Annotated in this window: 19 protein-coding genes and 1 tRNA gene; 10 read left to right on the top strand and 10 right to left on the bottom strand. The window is 68.4% G+C overall.

All coding sequences use genetic code 11. The features are described from left to right. Positions 1-699 precede the first annotated feature (699 nt). Complete coding sequence (locus tag ABZX61_RS45000; protein WP_355203972.1) at positions 700-1,005, top strand: hypothetical protein; 306 nt, start codon at positions 700-702, stop codon at positions 1,003-1,005. 233 nt (positions 1,006-1,238) lie between these two features. Here ABZX61_RS45000 and ABZX61_RS44995 read toward each other — a convergent pair whose 3' ends face one another. Both ABZX61_RS44995 and ABZX61_RS44990 read right to left on the bottom strand, forming a co-directional pair. After that, a complete protein-coding gene (locus tag ABZX61_RS44995; protein ID WP_355203969.1) occupies positions 1,239-2,129 on the bottom strand; it encodes a hypothetical protein in 891 nt (296 codons plus the stop codon). After that, complete coding sequence (locus ABZX61_RS44990; protein ID WP_355203966.1) at positions 2,126-2,533, bottom strand: hypothetical protein; 408 nt, start codon at positions 2,531-2,533, stop codon at positions 2,126-2,128. The genes ABZX61_RS44995 and ABZX61_RS44990 overlap by 4 nt, the downstream gene beginning before the upstream one ends. Before the next feature lie 98 nt (positions 2,534-2,631). Here ABZX61_RS44990 and ABZX61_RS44985 point away from each other — a divergent pair, with 98 nt between their 5' ends. Beyond that, the gene (locus tag ABZX61_RS44985) at positions 2,632-6,138 is read left to right on the top strand and encodes a CHAT domain-containing protein (protein WP_355203963.1); all 3,507 of its coding nucleotides are present in this window, start codon (positions 2,632-2,634) and stop codon (positions 6,136-6,138) included. A gap of 85 nt (positions 6,139-6,223) precedes the next feature. Here the strand turns inward: ABZX61_RS44985 and ABZX61_RS44980 are convergent, their stop codons facing one another. Both ABZX61_RS44980 and ABZX61_RS44975 read right to left on the bottom strand, forming a co-directional pair. Beyond that, positions 6,224-6,421, bottom strand: a complete 198-nt coding sequence (locus ABZX61_RS44980; RefSeq protein WP_355203960.1) for a DUF4158 domain-containing protein — start codon at positions 6,419-6,421, stop codon at positions 6,224-6,226. Next, positions 6,388-6,585 carry a DUF4158 domain-containing protein gene (locus tag ABZX61_RS44975; protein ID WP_355203992.1) on the bottom strand — a complete coding sequence of 66 codons (198 nt, stop codon included), beginning with the start codon at positions 6,583-6,585 and terminating at the stop codon, positions 6,388-6,390. The genes ABZX61_RS44980 and ABZX61_RS44975 overlap by 34 nt, the downstream gene beginning before the upstream one ends. Positions 6,586-7,292: 707 nt before the next feature. Between ABZX61_RS44975 and ABZX61_RS44970 the strand changes: the two genes are divergently transcribed. Further along, on the top strand, positions 7,293-9,041 hold the full coding sequence (locus ABZX61_RS44970; protein ID WP_355203958.1) for a tyrosine-type recombinase/integrase: 1,749 nt from the start codon (positions 7,293-7,295) through the stop codon (positions 9,039-9,041). A gap of 427 nt (positions 9,042-9,468) precedes the next feature. Here the strand turns inward: ABZX61_RS44970 and ABZX61_RS44965 are convergent. Together ABZX61_RS44965 and ABZX61_RS44960 are read right to left on the bottom strand one after the other, a co-directional pair. Next, positions 9,469-9,536: transfer RNA gene (locus ABZX61_RS44965), tRNA-Met, on the bottom strand. Then, a complete protein-coding gene (locus tag ABZX61_RS44960) occupies positions 9,504-10,622 on the bottom strand; it encodes a hypothetical protein (RefSeq protein WP_355203955.1) in 1,119 nt (372 codons plus the stop codon). The genes ABZX61_RS44965 and ABZX61_RS44960 overlap by 33 nt, the downstream gene beginning before the upstream one ends. 178 nt (positions 10,623-10,800) lie before the next feature. Between ABZX61_RS44960 and ABZX61_RS44955 the strand changes: the two genes are divergently transcribed. Further along, positions 10,801-11,856 carry a tyrosine-type recombinase/integrase gene (locus ABZX61_RS44955; protein ID WP_355203952.1) on the top strand — a complete coding sequence of 352 codons (1,056 nt, stop codon included), beginning with the start codon at positions 10,801-10,803 and terminating at the stop codon, positions 11,854-11,856. Between the two features lie 189 nt (positions 11,857-12,045). Continuing rightward, entirely contained in the window at positions 12,046-13,314 is a 1,269-nt protein-coding gene (locus ABZX61_RS44950) for a hypothetical protein (protein WP_355203949.1), read from the top strand. A gap of 44 nt (positions 13,315-13,358) precedes the next feature. On the opposite strand, the gene ABZX61_RS44945 is transcribed toward ABZX61_RS44950, so the two are convergent. After that, complete coding sequence (locus ABZX61_RS44945; RefSeq protein WP_355203989.1) at positions 13,359-13,499, bottom strand: hypothetical protein; 141 nt, start codon at positions 13,497-13,499, stop codon at positions 13,359-13,361. Positions 13,500-13,603: 104 nt separating this feature from the next. Here ABZX61_RS44945 and ABZX61_RS44940 point away from each other — a divergent pair, with 104 nt between their 5' ends. Beyond that, positions 13,604-13,837, top strand: a complete 234-nt coding sequence (locus ABZX61_RS44940; RefSeq protein WP_355203946.1) for a hypothetical protein — start codon at positions 13,604-13,606, stop codon at positions 13,835-13,837. Between the two features lie 96 nt (positions 13,838-13,933). Here the strand turns inward: ABZX61_RS44940 and ABZX61_RS44935 are convergent, their stop codons facing one another. Next, complete coding sequence (locus ABZX61_RS44935) at positions 13,934-14,803, bottom strand: LysR family transcriptional regulator (protein ID WP_355203943.1); 870 nt, start codon at positions 14,801-14,803, stop codon at positions 13,934-13,936. 106 nt (positions 14,804-14,909) lie between these two features. Between ABZX61_RS44935 and ABZX61_RS44930 the strand changes: the two genes are divergently transcribed. Further along, a complete protein-coding gene (locus tag ABZX61_RS44930; RefSeq protein ID WP_355203940.1) occupies positions 14,910-15,551 on the top strand; it encodes a dihydrofolate reductase family protein in 642 nt (213 codons plus the stop codon). Continuing rightward, positions 15,548-15,988 carry a hypothetical protein gene (locus ABZX61_RS44925; RefSeq protein ID WP_355203937.1) on the top strand — a complete coding sequence of 147 codons (441 nt, stop codon included), beginning with the start codon at positions 15,548-15,550 and terminating at the stop codon, positions 15,986-15,988. Before ABZX61_RS44930 ends, ABZX61_RS44925 begins: the two co-directional genes overlap by 4 nt. Positions 15,989-16,004: 16 nt before the next feature. Here the strand turns inward: ABZX61_RS44925 and ABZX61_RS44920 are convergent, their stop codons facing one another. Continuing rightward, on the bottom strand, positions 16,005-16,421 hold the full coding sequence (locus tag ABZX61_RS44920; RefSeq protein WP_355203934.1) for a nuclear transport factor 2 family protein: 417 nt from the start codon (positions 16,419-16,421) through the stop codon (positions 16,005-16,007). 175 nt (positions 16,422-16,596) lie between these two features. Between ABZX61_RS44920 and ABZX61_RS44915 the strand changes: the two genes are divergently transcribed. Both ABZX61_RS44915 and ABZX61_RS44910 read left to right on the top strand, forming a co-directional pair. Continuing rightward, positions 16,597-17,286: a helix-turn-helix transcriptional regulator gene (locus ABZX61_RS44915; protein WP_355203931.1), complete on the top strand. Its 690-nt coding sequence runs from the start codon at positions 16,597-16,599 to the stop codon at positions 17,284-17,286. 682 nt (positions 17,287-17,968) lie between these two features. Next, positions 17,969-18,928, top strand: coding sequence for an aminoglycoside phosphotransferase family protein (locus ABZX61_RS44910; RefSeq protein ID WP_355203928.1), 960 nt, complete (start codon positions 17,969-17,971; stop codon positions 18,926-18,928). Between the two features lie 275 nt (positions 18,929-19,203). Here the strand turns inward: ABZX61_RS44910 and ABZX61_RS44905 are convergent, their stop codons facing one another. Next, positions 19,204-20,076 (bottom strand): hypothetical protein, encoded by an 873-nt coding sequence (locus ABZX61_RS44905; protein WP_355203925.1) that lies wholly within the window; start codon positions 20,074-20,076, stop codon positions 19,204-19,206. Between the last annotated feature and the right edge of the window lie 54 nt (positions 20,077-20,130).

Genomic DNA, 20,130 nt, shown 5'->3' with positions numbered 1-20,130 from the left:
CCCGACTCGCCGTACGCCTCGTAGACGACGCCCTGGCCGCCCGCGCCGAGACGGCCGACCAGCCAGTACCGTCCCAGGCGGTGCGGGTCGGAAGAGGTGAGGGGGATCATCAAGTCCGCCATTCTGTTCGATCGAGGTCTTGCCGTACCGTAGGGCGGCGGATGTTGAGGCGGTGTTGAGGATCCGTTCAGTCGGCCGGTAGGCGCGCGTGTGCCGCTCAAAGACAGGGGCGCGAGCATTCTTGCCATTCGGGAGGTCGCCGCCGAACGACCGCACGAATCCGTCGCATGACTGGTGACGTTCACCGCGGAGCCGCCGTACTGGCAGCCTTTAGCGGCGAGTTGGGGCACTCCTGGTCCGCCTGTGCCACCGCGTACAGAGCCCTGCCGGATGGTCATGTGTTCGACGGTGAGTCCTACTCCGGTACCTGGATCGTCTGCACGCAGGTCGAGGACTCTCAGGCCAAGAGGGTGGAGTTCGGTTTCCCTGCCCCCGCAGGTGTCCTGTCCGCCCGACGGCCGCGTCACCAACTGGCCCGTCGTGCCCGAACGTCGCCGGCACGACCGGCAATGAGGCGAAACAAGCCGCCTTGCATCTCGGCTTCCCGCTCGTCAGCAGCCAGTCCATCGATCGAGAGATACGAAAGTTCGCATCTCGAACGCTCCGTTTGCACCCAGGACCCGCCTGCCGGGTCAGAACATGCGCCAGCACTACGGCACGGCTTGGTCGCAGGTGCCGGACTCGGCCGACGTCAGCGCGTCCGGCTCCGACGGCGTGGACGGGATCATCCTGGTCGACTGGGAGCCTGACGAGGGTGGCTTGAGCGCGACCATGCACGTTGCGCCCGACGGCAGCCGGATCGAGCTACCGCCGATGGCGGGGGCGAACCGCAGGCGCGAGGTCGACGTCTCAGCGGTGAGCGCGGTGCCCGGAAGGGGGACGGCCTACGCGGTCGGCCTCGCCTGCGGCAAGAGCCTCGGCCCCGTGATCGCCCGCTACCGCTGACTTCCACCACCCTGGGACTTGGACACCTCCTATGGGAGAAGACGGCCCGCGTCAGCCCATCGAAGGTTGCGACCGCCGACTTCCCCGGCCGCGGATGTGGCAGAAGCACCAGCGACCACGAACGCAGCCGCGCTGCCGTCGCCTCCTGGCTCGCCAGGTGTCGCACCAAGATGCACTGGGCGGCGCTCTGTTGGGCAGCAGCCCGCTACGACCGCTAAGGCGCCGACTAACAGTTAAGCCCCCTTGCGCATCATGACCGTGATGCTTTCCCCCATGGAGCGGGTGAACCTCCGGTCATTTGAGGCAAGTCCGAGCTGCTCCGCCAACGTGTAGCCGTAGAGGTCAACTGTCGATTCGATCAAGAAGGCCAGCAGCCTGCCGGCCAGGCGGCCGCGGCGCCATCCGGCCGCCAGGACCAATATGCCAGCGAGCGCCGCGGGCCACCATAGGGCCCCGACCAGGAGGTAGCAAACGCCCCATCCTGCCAGGCTCGTGGCCGAGTCGAAGGTGGCGCGGGCCGAGCGTAATTCTGCCCGTGCCTCCTCCGGGATGACCATCCAGAGGCGCGGCCACACGGAAGGTAGGTCCATGCTGTATTCCGTACGGATGCGCGTTTCCGTCGCGTTGTACTGGTCACCGATCCAGGTGCTGCGTGTGGGCTCGGCGAGGGCGATGCGGTTGCGCCGGGCCGCATAGCGGTCTCGTGCGGATAGGTCCTGGTCTGCGGTGTTCTTGATGACTTCGGCTTCGTACAAGCGCGTGGCGCGTAGCCAGCGAGCGTTCCGTCGGAACAGGACGCGTTCACACCAGGCCAGCGGCCGTGGCCACAGCCCTGCCCAGACGAGTTCGACGACGCTGGCCGCTCCGCTCGCCAAAATGCCGACGCCGGCGGCCAGCAGGAGGAGGGCGGGAAGTGCCACCATCAGCGTCGCTGTGTCGGCTGCTGACAGGGCGTTGCGGACGTTGGTGATGCTCTTCACCAGTTCGTCGAGCTTGTACCAGTGCTGGTGGCCGAGGGTCCAGCCCGTCCATATCGTCGCCAGGTAGAGCAGGCCGGGCAGGACTAACAGGGACAGCCATTTTTCTGCCAGCTTCTTTCCCAGTTCGGACAGAAAGGGAGTCATGGTTGCGTGCTCCGCTCGCTGAGCTCGTGGCCCGTGATGGCGCAGTGCGGGATCGTAACGCCCGGGCGGCGCACCCATTTACGGCTGCAGCGGTGGACGGGGCATTCGAAGATCTGGGGAAACGGAATGCCGGTGCCCGCGCCCGGCAGTTCGACGAAGCCACGGTCCGTCCGGCGGTACGGGATGCCTGCGATCCGCAGAATCGTCACTAGTTGCGGGGTCTGCTCGTCGATGTCGGACTCGAGCAGCCTGAGCAGGTCGGCGAGGTGTGGAGTGAGCGAGCGTTCTTGCCGGGCGGCGAGCATGACCTCGTCCAGAGCCTCACGGCACTTCGCGGCGGTCAGCTTGCGATACAGGATCCCCTGATAGGTGCAGAAGAGCGCAAGCTCGTCGATATCCGCCATGTAACCCTCCACACGTACGTCAGGAAGTACATCAGGAAGAGGTGGGACAACGAACGTTGTGCAGTCGATGATGGCAGGAGGCGCTGCTGGGAGGGGTCATGGAATTACAGGAAGCTTACATGCGCGTCCGTCGGCGGGTGGAGGACTTCCTTGCGGGAAGCGGCGGTGACGATGCGCTGGCAGAGCAGGCGACCGCGGAGCTTGAGACAGTCTGCACGCACATCGAAGCCGCGTTGGCAGGGGCTGAGGGGGCGCCTCTGGATCTCGACCATGTGCAAACAGCCGGCTACATGCACTGGATTCGCCATTACGTGCTGCCTGAGGCGTCAGAGCGGCGGCAGGACGAAGTCGAACAGGCGTTGGCCCTTCTGCATTACGTCTACGGGGTGGACAGGGAGGCGGTACCGCCGGAGACTCGTCCCTTCTTCGCCAGGCGTGGACTGATTGCCGCCATGCGCGAATGGCTGGTCACGGAGCCCGGCCTGGGCATCGACCGGCGACTGAAGGCGCTCACCGAACTGAGCACACTGCTGGGCGAGGAGTACCAGCACATGAAGCTGACCGCGACGCTCAAAGAAACGGCGGACACTTTACGAGAGATCGTATCGCTGCAGCCTTCCTGCGTCCCGTTGGCGGCTCTGGGAAGCACCTTGACCTTGCAGTTCGAGCGTACTGGAGAGCTGGCTCTGCTGGATGATGCCGTCGCGACTCTTGAGCAAGCCGTCGAGGCTGCCACGACCGAGGCGCAGCAGGGGATGGCCACGACCGCCCTGGCGAACGCGCGCGGAGTGCGTGCGAGTGTCACCCGGCGGATGGAAGTACGCTCGCTGACCGATCTGCAATCCGAGGGAGGATCGGCCGGGACCGCGGTGGCCGGGTGGCTGCTCCGTGTCAAGTACGAGCAGGAGGGCGAGCCTGAGTTGCTCGCCTCCGCGATAACCACATTGCGCCAGGCCGTACAGCAGCAGCCGGAGGAGCCGTGGCCGCTGTCTGAGCTGGGGATCGCGCTGCGGCTGCGATTCGAACGGTACGGGAACGAGAGCGATGCCGAGGAGGCGACGGCCCTCGGGGAGAGTGCGGTCGCCAGGTCGGTTTCCGCGACGGACCGGCAGGACTGTTCGGGGGCGCTGGGAGCCACCCTGGCCATTCGATACCGCCTCGGCGGCTCACCGGATCTGCTCGAGGCCGCCGTCGTCGCGCTGAGGAGGGCGGTCTCGGAGCGTACCGACAGGCCATCCCCGGGGCCGAGCATCCTGACCAACCTCGGCGTCGCCCTGATGACCAAGGCGGACAACGAGCGGTCGATCCCCCTGCTCGACGAAGCCATCGGGTTCCTGCGCGACGCTCGTGCCGCCACACCCAGCAGCGACCCGTACCTGCCCATCGTGCTGGGCGTCCTCGGAGACGCGCTGCACACACGGGCGGTGCTGGGCAGCGGCAGCGCCATGTACTTGCGGGAAGCTATAGAACTGCAGCGAGAAGCGGTTGCCAATCCCAACAGCCAGGCGGTGTGGCCGCAGCAGGCCGCCAACCTCGCCCGTACTCTCGTGACCTGGCACAACCACTTCTACGACCTGCCCGCGCTGGACGAAGCCGTTCAGCTGCTCCAGGCCGCGCGCGAGTTTCCTCAGGCGGCTCCGGCGATCTCACGCAAACTGTCCTACCACCTGGCCATCACCTTGGCCATCAGGTGGCCACACTCGGGCATCGCCGCGGATATCGACGAAGCCGTATCCCTGTTGCAGCGGCATATCTCGGAGACCGAGCCGAGCAGTTCCGAGCTGAACGCGTTGGGAGGAGCGCTTCGTTACCGTTATGACGCGGCAGGTGACCCAGCCGATCTCGATCAGGCGATCGCCTGTCTTGAAAGAGCAGTGGCGGGCGCGCGTACCGATGATTCGACGGCCTTCTACAACGTCGGGCTCGGGCAGGCGCTCCGGGCCAGATATCTGCTCCGGGGTGAGACGGCCGATCTTGTCGAGGCCTTGCATCTGTTGTCCGGCTCGGCGCGGTCGGATGCGATGGATGTCGAGGTACGCACGATGGCGGGCAACGGGTGGGCCGCTATGGCCGATGAGGCCGGTGAGCCGCAGGAGGCGCTGGCGGCATATCGGACGCTGCTGGATTTGCTGGTGCAGCGGGTCCCGGCCCAGTTGCGGAGATCTGATCAGCAGTTCCTGGTCGGTGGATTTGCGGGGCTGGCGTCGAAGGCGGCGGCCTGCGCCTTGGACGCCGGTGATGTGGCAACGGCGCTGATCTTTCTCGAACAAGGGCGGGGAATAGTTCTCGCCGATGCGCTCAACAGACGCTTCGATCTCACCTCGCTCCGGTCATACGCTCCCGAGCTGGCCGACGACCTGGAGAGCGTCACCAACGATCTCGATGAGTACGCCGGCAGAGCCCCCGACACCTTCGGTATCAGTGGTGGGACATTGCGCACGTGGACCGTCGAGCGTACGCACCGACTGATAACGAGACGGGCCGAACTCATTGACCAAATCCGTGCGCGTACGCCCCTTACCCGTTTCCTCATGCCACCGATTCCGGAGGAGCTGGCTGAGCGGGCCGAGGGACGCTCGATTGTTCTGGTCAATGTCGATGACAGAAGATCCGACGCCATTCTTGTCAGCGGGAATAGTACGGATGTAGTCCCGCTGCCGGCGCTACGGCCGGAGGCGGTGGAGGAACAAGCCGTACGGTTCCTGGAAGCTCTGGCTCAGGCCGGGGACCAGGATGCGGACCCGGATGCCCAAGCCGACGCCGAGGAGACGGTGATCGCCGTACTGGGCTGGCTTTGGGAGTCTCTGGTACGGCCCGTCCTCGACCTGCTCGATTGCCACGGTCCGGTTCATGACGTGTGGCCCCGGATCTGGTGGTCCCCCACCGGGCTGCTGAACTTTCTGCCGCTCCACGCCGCGGGCAACAGCGAGGAGTCGGCGCTGGATCGGGCGATCTCGTCCTATACCCCGACCATCGGCATGCTGGGCGAACGTCGTGCACCGTCCGCCATGCCGGGCAGGCCACGGATGTTGATCGTGGCGACGCCGGACACAGATGGGCGGGGGCCGCTCCGCGGCGCGGAGCGCGAGGCCGGTGTCCTGGCCGAGTTGTTCAGCCCGGTCAGGCTGCTGGTGAACGAACAGGCGACGGCGGACGAGGTCCTGGCACAGATAGCCCGCCATTCGTGGGTCCACTTCGCCTGTCACGCGGTCTGCGTTGTCGACGAGCCGTTGGAGAGCCATCTGCTGGTGCATCGCGGGCGCGTGACGGTCGATGGCATCTCCAGCTTGCACAACTCGGCGGGAGAACTGGCGTTCCTGGCCGTGTGTGAGTCCGTCAGAAGCAACGCCCGGCTTGCCGACGAGGCGGTCCACCTGGGGGCGGCGTTCCGTCTTGCGGGGTTCCGCCATGTGGTTGGCACCCTGTGGAGTGCGGCCGACGATGTGGCAGCGCGGGTCGTACAGGATGTCTATACCGATCTTGCCCAGGCGGATGCCACGTCTGATGACGTGCCCGTCGCCCTCCACTCCGCGGTGCGCTCAGCGCGCGCCCGCTCCCCTCGGACTCCTTCCCTTTGGGCGGTCTACACTCACTTCGGGCCATAAATCCTCTATTGATGCGCCAGGTTGAACAGCAGCATCGGCGAGTCGTGCTCCATGGCTCGGTTGAGCAGGAACTGGTCCAGCTCCTTCATCGCTGTGCTCCCGGCCGAGCGCTCTTCCAGCCCAGATAGCCGGCCACCAACCGCAGATGATCGCTGCGGGTCTGCTCCCGCTGACCGTACTCGGCCAGAACGTCGGGATCGATTCCCAGCCGCTCGGCCAGCCGGGCCACCGCGACCGGCGGCGCCTCGCTCACCTCATCCGGCACGAACCCCAGCCAGGGCAACGTGGCGAGCTGGACGGCAAGGCCGAGGCGGTCGGTCGGCCCCGACCGCGGCCTGGGTCGATGAAGGCGACGTCGGCGGGTGTCAGGGTGAAGTACCGGATCAGATCGTCGCGGCCGATGTCGGGGTACGACCGCAACCGCTCCAACTGGTCTTCGGAGAACATCCGGGTCGACATCGACCACCCCCACACCGGAACCGGTCAGGACCGTACGAACCGTAGCGGAAGTTATCAACAAACGTAACAGGCCTACATCAGTGCAGGTCAGGCAAATCCGTTGGAAATTTCCCCGGGACTACAGCGAGGTCTTCATGAAGTGCTGGCGGCGATTTATCCGTGAATGTCATGGATTCGAAACCGTGAGCCGCTGTTGGTTGCTCGGGCTGCTCGGTGTGGAGTCCGATGCCGGTTTGACCAAGAGTTGGCCTATCGCGCTGTCCTAACTCGGCCGTTGTGGCCGGTATTTAGATAAGTGACAGGGATGAGTTCGCTCGCCGGATTGGGGGATCCGATGGTAACTGTACAGCTCAGCCACTTCGCCGAATCTCGATGCTGTGCCTTCCCCACCAGCGGAGACCGCCGTCACGTGATCAGGGCGTAGCCCTCCGCGCGAGGCCGGCGTCCTGCGACCGAGGCAGGCAGCAGCACGCCTCAGGCTCGGCCGGGGCGTGCGTCGGGACATGTGACCAGCGGATATCGCTTGACATGGGCGATGGAGGTGGGCGTCGATATCGACCGCCCCGGGGCATCCGGTGGCCCCGAACATCCCCGCTGCGGCCCCATAACGGGCCTGTGCGGGCGGAGCGGGGCCGCCCTCTGGCCCGGGGCGCGGCAATCCCCATTCCGGGCCGCCGGACGGCGGCCGCGCGGTGATGGGCCGGGTACGCGATGCCGCCGGTGGCGTCCTGCCCCGGTCGTACCGGCGCCGACGGCGATCGGCGGGGGTCGCGGGGATGGGGAGCGCCGGAGGAAGCGCGGCGTCGAGCGGTCGGCGACGCGAGGTCAGCGAACAAGGGAAAGGCGCGACGGCAACGATGAACGGAACCACCTTCAAGACGTGTTCCTGCCGGGACGAGGCGAGCGGCAAGAAACTGGGCAAGGCCTGTCCGAAGCTGCGCCGTCCGGGCGGTGGGGAGTGGTGGAGCAGCACCCATGGCCGGTGGGCCTACCGGCTGGAACTGCCCGCGCACGCCGACGGTCGGCGGAGGAATCCGCTGCGGGGCTTTGCCACGCTGGAGGAGGTCGAGGCCGAACTGGAGCATGCCCGGGCGCTGCTGTCGCTGGATGAGGACCCGCACATCCAGCGGAAGATCACCGAACTGCTGCTGTCGGTGCTCAAGGACACCAAGGCGCTGCCGCCAATCGAAGAAGTACGGCGCAAGGTCCACACCCGACAGGACCTCAACCCCACGGTGACCGTGACCGAGTGGATGACCGAGTTCCTGCGGCGCAAGCGGAAGATCGACGCCACCACCCGCCGCTCCTACGAGGCGCACATCCGGCTGTACTTCACCCCCTACCTGGGCGATATCCGGCTGGATCGGCTCCGGGTATCAGATGTGGCGGGCATGTTCGATGCGATCGAGGAGTTCAACGACGTCATCACCACCGCCCGCGCCAGCGGCGATCCCGAGGAGCGGGCCAAGGTCCGGTACCGGCGGCCGGTCGTACCGGCCACCATGCACCGCATCCGGGCCACTCTCCGGCACGCGCTGAACATCGCGATCAAGCAGGATCGGCTGATCGACTTCAACCCCGCCGCGGTCGTCGAACTCCCCGATGCCGAACGCCCCAAGGCGCTGGTGTGGACCGATGAGCGGGTCGCCGCCTGGAACCGCGACCTGCAGCACCAGCTCGACGCCGAGGCGCGGCGGCGCGGGGCCCGGCTCAGCCGCGCCAGCATGATCAACGTGTACGCGTCCGTGCCGAGGCCGTCGCCGGTGATGGTGTGGACGCCCTCGCACACCTTCGCCTTCCTCGCCCAGGCGGCCGGCCACCGGCTGTCCGCGCTGTACCGGCTGATCGCCCTGCGTGGGCTGCGCCGGGGGGAGGCGGTCGGGCTGCGCTGGAAGGACGTTGACCTGACCGCCGGGACGGCCGGGGTGCATTGGCAGATCACCCAGCTCGGCTGGGAGCCGGTGCAGGGCAGGCCGAAGACCGAGGCCAGCGACCGCATTATTGCGTTGGATGAGGACACCGTCACCGCGCTGCGGGCGCATCGCAAGCGTCAGGCCGCCGAGCGGTTGATCGCGGGCGAGGGCTGGGCGGACAGCGGGTTCGTCTTCACCGACGAGATGGGGCGGCCGCTGCATCCGCAGCAGGTCAGCGACCAGTTCTACCAGTTGGCCTTCCAGGTGGGGCTGCCGCCGGTGCGGTTGCATGACCTGCGCCATGGGGCTGCTTCGCTGATGCTGGCTGCCGGGGTCGATCTGAAGGTCGTGCAGGAGACCCTCGGCCATGTCTCGTCCACCTTCACCCGTGACACCTACACGAGCGTCTACCCGGAGGTGGCCCGGGCCGCTGCGGAATCGACCGCCGCTCTCGTCAACACCGCAGCCGCAGGCGCGCAGGCCGCCCGGCTGATCACTTTGCCGAACCACACCGGCGACGCAAGAACCTGAACCACCGAACCCAGCAGGCCCGTCGTTTCTTCGGCGGGCCTGCGTCTTTGTCCTCAGCGCTGTCGTGCAGGTGATGCAGCCGATCGATCCCTAGCCCGTTCTGTAAACGGGGCCGAGAGGATCGCCGCGAGAAGCAGCGGATCTTTTATCTGCTGGTCACGAACGGTCTGATGGCGAGACGAGCCGACTTGGACAAGGCTTGACCGCCCATCAAAGCAACGCTGACCAGCGACGCCGTCCAGGCCTTCTGACTTGATCTTCTGATGGTCATCTCTGGGGTCTGAGCTGACGGTGGCGGGCCTAAATGATCTACCGCGGTACACGGTCCGTACACAAGAGCAACCACCGAGCAACCAGCCATGATCAACAACGTGATCCGAGGCCGGCGAGAACCGAGAAACCCCAGGTCGAACGCGGTGTTGAAGAGTAGGGCGGGTGGGACTTGAACCCACGACCCACGGATTATGACTCCGACGGCACAGATGCCTCCGTCCTATCGGCAGGAACGGCTGGGGCGTGTGCGGAATGATCAGCCGGGCTGGGACACTCGTGCTCGCGCAGGAGGGCCTGTGCCACGGCCGCGGCGGTGACCGCCTGCTCGCGTTGACGTTGTTCTTCCGTCAGCGCTGCGGTTAGCTTGGTGAGCTCTTCGCGCAACCGTTCCACTTCCATGGCCGCAGATGCTTTGGCCTGGTCGGCGTCGGTGCGGGCCTGCTCGGCCACGGCCGCGGCGGTGACCGCTTGCTCGCGTCGCTGTTGTTCGGCGGCCAGCGCCTGGTGGAGCCGGTCGATTTCCTGGGCGTGCGCCGCGGCGGTACCGCGAGCCTGGTCGCGTTCGTGTTCGGCCTCGCGCGCGCGCTCTTCCTGGGCCTGTACTTGGCGGCGCAGGCCGGCGAACTCGTGCTGCCGGTCGTCGGCGTCCTGCTCCAGTTGGGTGATGCGACTAGTCGCGGCAGTGTGCAACTCGGTGAGCTGGGCGGTCCGCTGCCGGGCGGCGGCGCGGTCTGTTTCGGCCTGGCGCTGCCGGGCGGCGGCGTCGGCGGCGCTCTGCTCGGCCTGGGCGCGGGCGGCCTGGTGTTCGCCCACTTGGCGCCAGGCGTCCTGTTCGCGTTCCTCGGCGCGGTCGCGGGCGCTCTCGGCTTGCTGTTGGGCCTGTTCGGCGGCGGCGATGCGGGCGGCGGCGGTGTTGGTCGCGGTCGTGACGCGTTGCTCGGCGGCCGCCGCGGCGGCGCGGGCCTCCTCGGCGGCCTGTTCCGCGGCCTCGACCTGGGCGAGCGCGCCGCTGCTCAGCTCGGCCAGCTGTGTGCGCAGCGCGTCCTGAGCGGCCTGCCACTGCTCGCCCGCGGCCAGCAGCGGTGCCAGCAGGTCCTGGGTGCGTAGCAGGGCGTTGGCCACGGGGGCGGCATGCGCCGTGGTACGCGCCCGGTAGGCGGCGGCCCGGCAGGCGTCGCTGCAGTACTTGGCGCGGCTGCTGCGCCCGGGCAAGGTCTTGGCGCACCCGGGACCGGCGCATCCCAGCTCCGGTACCGGCCCGACTTTCTCTTTTCCGCCTGGCTCGCCGCTCTCGGCCATGGTGTCCATCGCCACAGTTTCCTGATCGTCTGCCACAGTCCCGCAGACTAGCGTTCTTATCGTTCGAACGCTATTGTTCCGTGCGTTCGCAAACGGTCAAGCCTGGTGAGCTGACCCGTGATAACCTTCCTTATCGCGTGTCAGAAATACGGTGCCGGACGGGCGACGAAACGGGTTGGAGACGGGCGTGCACGACCAGGAGACGGGGCCGTCGGCAGCGGCGGTGGGGGAGCGGCCGCTGATTTACGCGCTTCCAGAAAATACGGGGGGCACTGGCGGGCATACCGCCGCCGATTACAGCCTCAGCGCCCGCACCCAGGAGCGGATCGTCGACGGCGTGCCGGCCAACACTCGTCGCGCCTACGCCCGCCAGTGGGCGCTCTTCACCGCCTGGTGCGCTGCCCACGGCCGGATCGCGCTGCCCGCCACCGCCCACACGCTGGCCGAATACACCTCCCAGCTGTGCGAGGCCGGGCAGGCTCCGGCCAGCATCGAGCAGGCCATCGCCGCGGTGCGCACCATGCACCGCCTCGCCGGCCACACCGGACGGCCCGCCACCGAGTCCGCCCGCCTCGCGCTGCGCGCCTACAAACGCCAGCGCGCCGAAACCGGCGGCCGCGGCCAGCGCGAGGCCCCGCCCATCACCATCGACGCGCTGCGCGCCATGGTCAGCGTCTGCGACCTGGCCACCCCGATCGGGCGGCGGGACCGGCTGCTGCTCGTGCTCGGCCTGGCGCTGATGGGCCGCCGCAGCGAGCTCGTCGCGCTCACGAGAGAGGACGTGCGCGAGGTCGCCGACGGCCTCGAAGTCACCATTCGTACCTCCAAGACCGACAAGGACTCGGCCGGCGAGACCATCGCGATCCCGCGCGGCAGCCACCCGCTGACCGATCCCGTCGCCGCCTGGCGCGACTGGTTCACCATCCTCGACCAGGCCGGACACACCTCAGGGCGGCTGCTGCGCCGTATCAACCGGCACGGCACCATCGGGCCCTCGCTCGGGGCAGACGCCGTCAACACCATTGTCCGCGACCTTGCCGTGCGGGCCGGCGTGCCCAGTGCGGAGACGGTCACCGCGCACAGCCTGCGCGCCGGCGGCGCCACCGTAGCCTACGCCGCCGGCGTCCCGGTCGCCGTCATCGCCAAGCACGGCCGCTGGGCTCCCGCCTCGCCCGTCGTGCTGCGCTACATCCGCGCCGTGGACCGCTGGCGCGACAACGCCATGCGTAACGTCGGACTTTGACCCGGGTCCAAGCGCCGGCGAAACCCGGCAGAACCGGCCATGACGAGGGATCTGTCGGCCGACCAGGCGGGGAAAACGCAAAGGCCCCGCCGGCAAGCGGGGCCCGCACCTACCCACCGAAGCAGGCAGGCGAATCGATACGGACGATACCAGCGAGCCCGCCGAGCCCGTCAAGCCACTTAGCGTTCCATGAAGAATACTTTCCGCACCACGTGGGGGGTCATGCCCCGGCCTGCCACCGACTCCGCGCCACACGGCCGCTGCCTGCATGACGGCAAGCCGCTGCCGCTGTCGCGGGGCAAGAAGCCGCGCAAGTTCTGCGATGACCGGTGCAAGAACGCCTACTATCGGCACAAGGAGCGCACTGAGCGGGAGACGCTGACCGCCGCGGTGGCCAGTACCGAGGCGGTGCTCACCGAGGCGCGGCCGCTCGCCGACGCCCTGCAGGACCTGGCCGAGCGGTTCGACCGGGGCACCGAGCAAATCGAGCAAGGCGCGCTGGTGCGCATCGCCACCGCCGAAGCCAGGGCCGCCGACGCCGACGCGCTGGCCGCCCGCGAGCAATCCGAGGCGGCCGAGCAGGCCCGGCGCGCCGCCGAGCGCGCCGAACGCGAGGCCCGCACCGCGCAGCGTCAGGCCGAGGACCGCGAGGACCGGGCGCGCGCCGATCTCGAGCGCGTGCAGCGCGAGAGTGGAGAACGGCTCGCGGCCGCCGAACGCGGCCGGGCCGCCGCCGAGGCCAAGCTCGAGCACGCCGAACAGGTCCGCGATCGACAGGCCGACGAGCTGCGCCGGCTACGCGCCGACCTCGCCCAGGCCGCGGCCCGCATCGACGAGCTCACCGCCGCCCTGGAGGCCCGCAAAGAAGAGCTGTCTCACGCCCAGGGCGAGAACCGCCGCCTGACCGACCGGGCCGACCAAGCCGACCAGCGCCTGGCCGTCGCCACCGAGCGGCTGCAGGAGACCACGGCCGCCGCCACCGAGGCCCGCGCCGAGACCCGGGCGGTGCGCGCGGAACTCACCGCCGAGCGGCGCCGCTTCGACGACGAACGCGACCGGCTCCGCGGACAGGCCGAGCAGGCACGGCAGGCCCAAGCGGAGGCCGACACCGCGGCCGCGGCGGCCCTCCAAGCTCGGCTCCAGGTCGCCACCGAGGATCTACAGGCGACGCGCGGGCAGCTGGCCGCCGCCCAGGTCGCGACCGGCCTGGTGCTGCCGGAGCCGATCGACCTGAGCCGCGACCTGGGGGACGGAGTCTGGGGCGTGGTCCTGGCCGGGTCCGGCATCGAGGCGGTCACCCGGCACTCCGGCGGCGGCGTCATGCTGTCTCACCAGGGGGACCCGATCTCGCTCGGCGACACACCCGCCACGGACGCCCGGGCTCTGGCGCTGGCCGCCGCACTGATCGCGGTCGCCGCCGATCGACCGCCCGCTGGGGCGGCGCAACCGCCACAATGAGGGGTGCCGTTAACGAGCGTGTCACCGGCCCCAAGCGCCGATGATCAAGGGCCTGACCTTGTCCGCATTTGAGGCTGATGGGTCTCGGCCAGGGCTTCGTAGGCGGTGGAGCGGCCGATCTTCAAGGTGCGGGCGGCTTCGGTGATGCTGACGCCGTCGGCGACAAGGCGGCGCAGCGTGGCCAACTCGGCCGGGCCGACGGCGCGGGGGCGGCCGGTCTTCTTCTTGCCTGGCAACTGCCGCCGGGCGACCCCGCCCCGGCCGACGACGTCGACCAGCAGGACGACGCGTGAACCACGACGAGAACCCCGTCACCGCGCCCGAGAAGGGGCGCGGCGCCAGTCGCCGCCAGGCCCACTACCGGAGCCTGGCCGCCGATCAGGCCCGGACCTGGCAGGCCCGCACCGCCTGGCGCCTGACGATCGCGCCGCGCGAGGAACAGCCCGGGCGGATGCTGCCGCGCGCCGAGCGCGGCGGCATCGCCATCCTCACCGTCGACCACCGGCCGCGCGGCGACGCTTAAAGAGTCCGCAGTGTACGGCGCTGACGCCCACAACGTGATCGGTTCAGCACGGCGAGCACCTGCCTGGCGCCGACCGCGACGTCGGCGCCCGAACCCTTACCGGGTGGAGTCCTGGATGGCCTGGATCAGGGCGACGGTGGCCGGTGGGTCGGGTGGGTCGCCGTAGGTGACGGCGTAGAGGCGGCGGGTGAAGTCGGTCAGCTCGGTGGCGTGGATGTCGGGCCGGCGGTGGGCCTGGAGGGCGAGTCCCGGCAGGGTGGTGACGCCCTTGCCGGCGGCGACGAGGGCCTGGACGACGACCATGTCGTCACTGAGCGAGGCGATGCGCGGGGTGAAGCCTTCGCGGCGGCACATGTTGATCAGTTCGTTCTGGCATCGTTCACAGCCGCCGATCCAGGGGGAGCCGCGGTGGTTGGTGAGGCTGTCGCCCGGTTGGCGGCTGATGAGGTAGATGGGGTCGTCGCCGACGTGGACCAGGCGGAAGCCCTCGTCCTCCTCCTCGACCGGGGTGTTGGCGTAGCGGAAGATCAGGGCGACGTCGACCTCGCCCTGGCGCAGCATCTGCAGGGCTTCGACGGGGTGGCGGTCGATCAGGATGAGTTCGAGTCCCGGGTACGCCTGTTCCAGGGCGACGGCCGCCTTGGGGACGATCGTGCTCAGGGGCGAGGCGTTGGCGGCCAGGCGGACGCGGCCCGATTGGAGGCTGGCCTGGGTGGCCAGTTCGTTGGCCGCGGCGTCGACGCGGCCGAGGATCTCGGTGGCGCGGCCGGCCAGCAGGCGGCCTTCCGGGGTCAGGCGGATGCCGCGGCCGACGCGCTGGATGAGCCGGACGCCGGTGGCCGCTTCCAGGCGGGCCAGGTGGTGGCTCACCGACGACTGCGAGTAGTGCAGGTGTTTCGCCGCTTCGGTCACGGACCCGAGGTGCGCCACCGCGGCCAGAACCCTGAGATGGACCAGGTTCAGCATGTATCGAGAATATCGATGGATGTCCCGAAATATTGCCATTAGACGTCATCTGTTTGCCGCGCCATGCTCGTTGGTGAACGCGGACAAGCCGACTGAGGAGACACAGATGAGCAAGCTGAGGTGTCACATCTCGATCTCGCTGGACGGGTACGTCGCCGGCCCGAACCAGAGCGTGGAGAATCCGCTCGGAGAGGGCGGCGAGCGGCTGCACGATTGGGTGGCCACGCTGGCCGCCTTCCGCCGGGCCCACGGCGAGGAGGGCGGCGAGGTGAACCCGAGCACGCCGGTGTTCGAGCAGTCGATCGAGAACATCGGCGCCGCGGTGATGGGCAGGAACATGTTCGGCCCCATCGGTGGCGGCCCCTGGGTCGACGAGCAGTGGAAGGGCTGGTGGGGCGACAACCCGCCGTACCACTACGACGTGTTCGTCGTGACCCATCACCCGCGCGGCCCGGTGGAGATGGAGGGCGGGACCACCTACCACTTCGTCACCGACGGGATCGAGTCGGCACTCGACCAGGCGAAGAAGGCCGCCGACGGCAAGGACGTCATGGTGTGGGGCGGCGGCCAGGTCGTCCGGCAGTACCTGGCCGCGGGGCTGCTGGACGTGCTCGAACTGCACGTCGTCCCGGTGCTGCTCGGTGGTGGTTCCCGCCTCCTGGAGAATCTCGGGGACGTACGGCTTGAGCAGGTACGGGCCGTCGAGGCGCCCGGCGTCACCCACCTCAAGTACCGGAGAGTGTCATGAACCGCCTCCAGACGTTCATCGACGACGTCGCACTCCTGGTGGACAGCACCGGCGACGAGCACGAGATCACGGCACGGGTCGGCGAGCTGATGTCGGCGCTCCTGGCCGAGGGGTACCGGCTGCCGCCGGAGCTGACGCGGGCCTCGGCCGCGCGTCACCTGACGTACCCGATGTACATCGCCCCCGACGACAGCTGGTCGATGGCGTCCGTGGTCTGGGACGTGGGCCAGCGGACCAACGTGCACTCACACGAGACGTGGGCTGTCGTCGGCATCTACGCCGGGGTCGAGCACGAGACCCGCTACCTCAAGCCGACCGAGTCCACCCCGAGCGGGCCGCTGACGCCCGCCGGCGACGCCCGGTGGACGCCGGGGCAGGTGACCGTTGCGGGAGGCGTTGGCCTCCAGTCACTACCAGCGGCGATGGGTGTCCGATAGGTCGTAGGTCCCAGCGTTATTGCTCCACCACGAACACCGGCTCGACGTTCAGCTCGCTGATCCGCCAACCGTCGGGCGTTCGGACGGCCTTGTTGCGGGCCAGCCCGTAGCGCCGGGAGGCCGGTACGAGACTGTCGGCGTGGCCGGACAGGGCGGTGATGTAGGCGCGGATCGTCGCGGTGTCGCCGTCGACGTCGATCAGCACGCTGCTGAACCGGTGGAGCAGGCGGGTGTAGTCCTTGTTGCCGGCCTCGATCTGTGCGCTTAGGACGTCGCGGCCGGAACCGGTCCCGTTGCGGGTCGTGCCGGTGGCGTCCTGCGTCAGAACGGTGTTCAGGTCGTCGAAGCGGTGCTCGTCCAGGGCCCGGCCCAAATGCAGCAGCAGGTCGTGCAGCTCGGCCCGGTCGGCCAGGGTTCGCAGGTCGTAGTTCATGAGGTGTCCTTTCGGGGCTGGTGGATGAAGGAACCATGCGGGGCGCAGCGGGAGGCGCGCATCACTCCTGCCTCGTTGTTGCGCAAAGTCGCAACGGTGTCCGCTCCGCGTTGCCACCGCTCGGTTTTCTGGGGCAGGATGCGGATGCACGGGGTGGGACGTCAGGGGGCCGGCGATGTCTGAGGCGGTGTGGTTGAAGTCGCTGCGGGCCGGGCGCGGTGTGTGCCCGCTGTTCGGGGCCGATGTCGTGGTGGCCCGGTTCGCCGAGATCGTCTCCGTCGAACGCAGCGAGCGGCTGGTCATGGTTCCCGCGTCGTCCCAGCGCCCGCTGCTGGGGACGCTCCCGGTACCGCCGGATGTGCGTACGCGCTGGCTGGGGTCGGCCCCGTCGGGCCATGACGTGCGCCTGATCGCCGCCGGCGCCGAACATCGGATCCTGCCGGCCCTGCCGGCCAAGATGGTCATCATCGACCGGGCGGTCGTCATGACGCCCATCGACCCGGAGGATCCGCTGAAGGGGGTCTGGCAGATCACCGCCAAGCCGCTGGTGCGCGCCCTGGTCGAGATGTACCAGCGGCTGTGGGGGCAGGCGGCCGAGCCGGTGCGATGGCCGGCGGGGCTGTCGGCCAGGGAGCGCGCCGTGGTGACGCTGCTCGCCGAGGGCTGCACCGACCAGACGGTGGCCGAGCAGCTGGGCCTGAGCCGGCGCACCATCACCTACACGGTCGCGGACCTGATGGAGAAGTACGGGGCGCGCAGCCGGTTCCATCTGGCGCTGCTGATGGCCGGAGCCGACACCGGAGATTTATTCGACACGACCAGGGTCTACGCTGAGGCACACGACCACCGCAGGACCTTGAGTTGACGTCACAATCGTCTCTTCAGCCACCCCAGTCACACCAGTCTCATCGACCCGACGCGCCATCCGGTTTCCTCATCAGACAGGACCGCGCACGCAGGGCCGACACCGGAAGCGCCGAACCCACGGAAGCGGCACGACCGTCTCCATGGTCGTCTACCCGCCCCGGCGTGCCGCCCTCCTTGGCGATTGTTGGCACCCCGCCGCAAGTAGCCGATCATGGGTGTCGTCATTAGACGATTTACCGACAGGCCCTGGCGGGCCGCTGGTTGGGGTGCCGGTAAGAAAGGCCTTCGAGACTGGTAGGAGTCGTTGATCAAGTGGTCTGTATTCGAGCTAGTCGCGCTGAGGACGTTCACCGTGAGTGGCCATTCGGGGCGTAGCGGTTCCAGGTGTCCCCTGCGTCAGCAGCGACTCGGGTGTGGTGTTGTCGTGGAAGCCGATGGCCCTGGCAATGACGGGTGTGGGGCCTGGAGGACGCGTGCAGCTTTGATCTGACCGTGGCGCCACCCACCCCGAAAGCTGACGTGACAGAGGAAGCGCTGGTCAACATGACGGGATGAGCACCGGCGGCTCAGCCACCGCCCCGGTTGTCTGGAACGCGCGCCGGGCGCGGGGCTTGAGCAGCGCGGCCATCGCCTCCAAAAAGCCTTGGCGCGTGCCACCGTCGGGATGATGAAGTGGCACGGTGATCAACCACGATGAGGCGGCTGTCCGACCGTTAACACTGGCTTGGGTGAGTCGGCACCTGGAGGTCGGTGAACGGATCGTCAAAACCGAGGCGCTGCACGGCGGCATCACTGCCGAGATGCGGAGGCTGACCATCGGCACGCGGGACGGAGGCACCCGTGACCTGGTGCTGCGGAGCTTCGTCGACCCGTTCTACGTGAGGGGCGCCGAGGACGGACTGAACGGGGAGGCCGGCGCTCTGTCCCTGCTCGCGGGGACCGGCGTGCCGGCTCCTGGGCTGGTCGCGGTGGATCCGACCGCCGCGCATTGCGAGTATCCATCGCTCTTGATGACACATCTGACGGGCCGGACGGTCCTCGACGATGAGGGATTGGAAACGCGCGTCCCTCTGCTGGCCCGTCAACTCGTGGCGATCCATGCGCTGCGGCCCGCCGAGCGGCCCCGGAAGTATGTGACGCTGACGACCGCCGACACCGTCGTGGTTCCGAAGGGTGCCGACGCGGCGGCATGGGCCGCGGCGATCGACGTGATCCGCAAGCCCGCGCCGTCCTATGAAGGGCGATTCCTGCACCGGGACTTCCAACCCGGCAACGTGCTGTTCGACGTGCCGCCCTCAACGCCGACGGGTGCCCGGATCACCGGCGTCGTCGATTGGGCAGGGACTTGTTGGGGCCCGGCAGACCTCGATGTCGCACACTGCTCCACCAATCTCGCGCTGCTGCACGGACCGGCGTGGGGCCTGCGGTTCGCTGAGGCGTACGAGGAGGCTGGCGGGGTGCTGGCCGCGGCCGCGAGCGAGCGGCTGTACTGGCAGGTGCGGGACGGGCTGGCCTGCTCAGAAGAAGTACAGTTAGTGTCGCAGCCATGGCGGGAGGCAGGCAGGACAGAGCTGACGACGCGAGCCGTGGAGGAGCGACTGGATGCCTATGTCACCGCCCTGATGGACGCGCTGGGCTGAGCTCAGGAGATCCGGGTGCAGCCCCGATTTAATCGTTCGACCGCTCGATCAGAAGTGAATGGCAATCTCTGGAAAACGTCTACCGCCACAGGCTTGGCGGGGCGGGTGGTGTTGGTCTGTGACGGTGCTCGGCCACCAGGGCGGCCGTGCACAACCCGATCCGCGCCCTTGCGGTGGATCTCGCGCTCCGTGGCATCCCGTCAAGTCGATCAGGGGCAGATGGTAGGAGTCGCTGCTCAAGAGGTCTGTAATCGAGCCAGTCACGCTGAGGACGTTCACTGTGAGTGGTCGTTCGGGGCGTAGCGGTTCCAGGTCCCGCCTGCGTCGGCGGCGACTCGGGTGGTGGTCTTGTCGTGGAAGCCGAGGGCTCTGGCGATGACCGGTGCGGGGGCCTGAAGGACGAGTTGGCGGAGTGCTGCTGGTCGTGCGGTGCCGGTGAGGAATCCGGCGAGGCGTAGGTGTTCGCGGAGCGTGCCGGGGTTGGCGGGTTGATCAGCTCGGCGGCCGGGGAAGAGCCAGCGAGCACCGGGGTTGGTGGCAGTGTTCAGATGGGGCCGTTCGTCGGCCAGCTGGAGTAGAAGGCTTGCGAAGGGCTCGGGGACCGATGTGGGCGGGTCTCCGAGTCGAACGTGGAGCTCGCCGTCAAGTGAGATCAGGTCGTCGAGCGTGAGGCGAACGATCCGTGTGATCGGTTGGGCGAAGAGGAGCATGAGGCAGGCCGAGGCGCGGGTGGGGAGGGCGAGTCTCTCGTCGCTGAGCGCGCGTCGGAGGAGTTCGCGATCTGCCGGGACTGCGCCGGCATCACCCGCTCGTTCTCCTGCTCTCGCTGCAGACATGAAGGCCAGCTCTATACAGGTCGTCTCTGCACCAGATGCACCCTGACCGACCTGATCCACACCGTCTTCGACGACGGCACGGGCTCCATCAGCCCAGCCTTGCGCCCGCTCGCCGCCGGATGTGGCGCGGCGGCCGGATCGAGACGACCCCTTCAGGAGGTGGCCATCGAGACCGGCAGGGAGGACGAGTATCAGGCGACGCTGGCCGAGCACCGTGCCGAGCGCGAGGAGTGGTGGGATGTGATCGCCTCCTGGAGCCTCCCGGCGGCGACGGACGATGATCGGCCCGCCCGCGCGGGGAACGGCCGCCAAGATCGTTCTCAGCCCCGCACAGAGGCCGATGCGGTGCAGTGGCCGACCGGCCCC

Origin of the sequence: Nonomuraea sp. NPDC003709 (assembly GCF_040610775.1) — a bacterium.
GTDB classification, from domain to species: domain Bacteria; phylum Actinomycetota; class Actinomycetes; order Streptosporangiales; family Streptosporangiaceae; genus Nonomuraea; species Nonomuraea angiospora_A.
The sequence above is the reverse complement of the archived record's forward strand: the minus strand, read 5'-3'. Positions and strand labels throughout refer to the sequence as shown.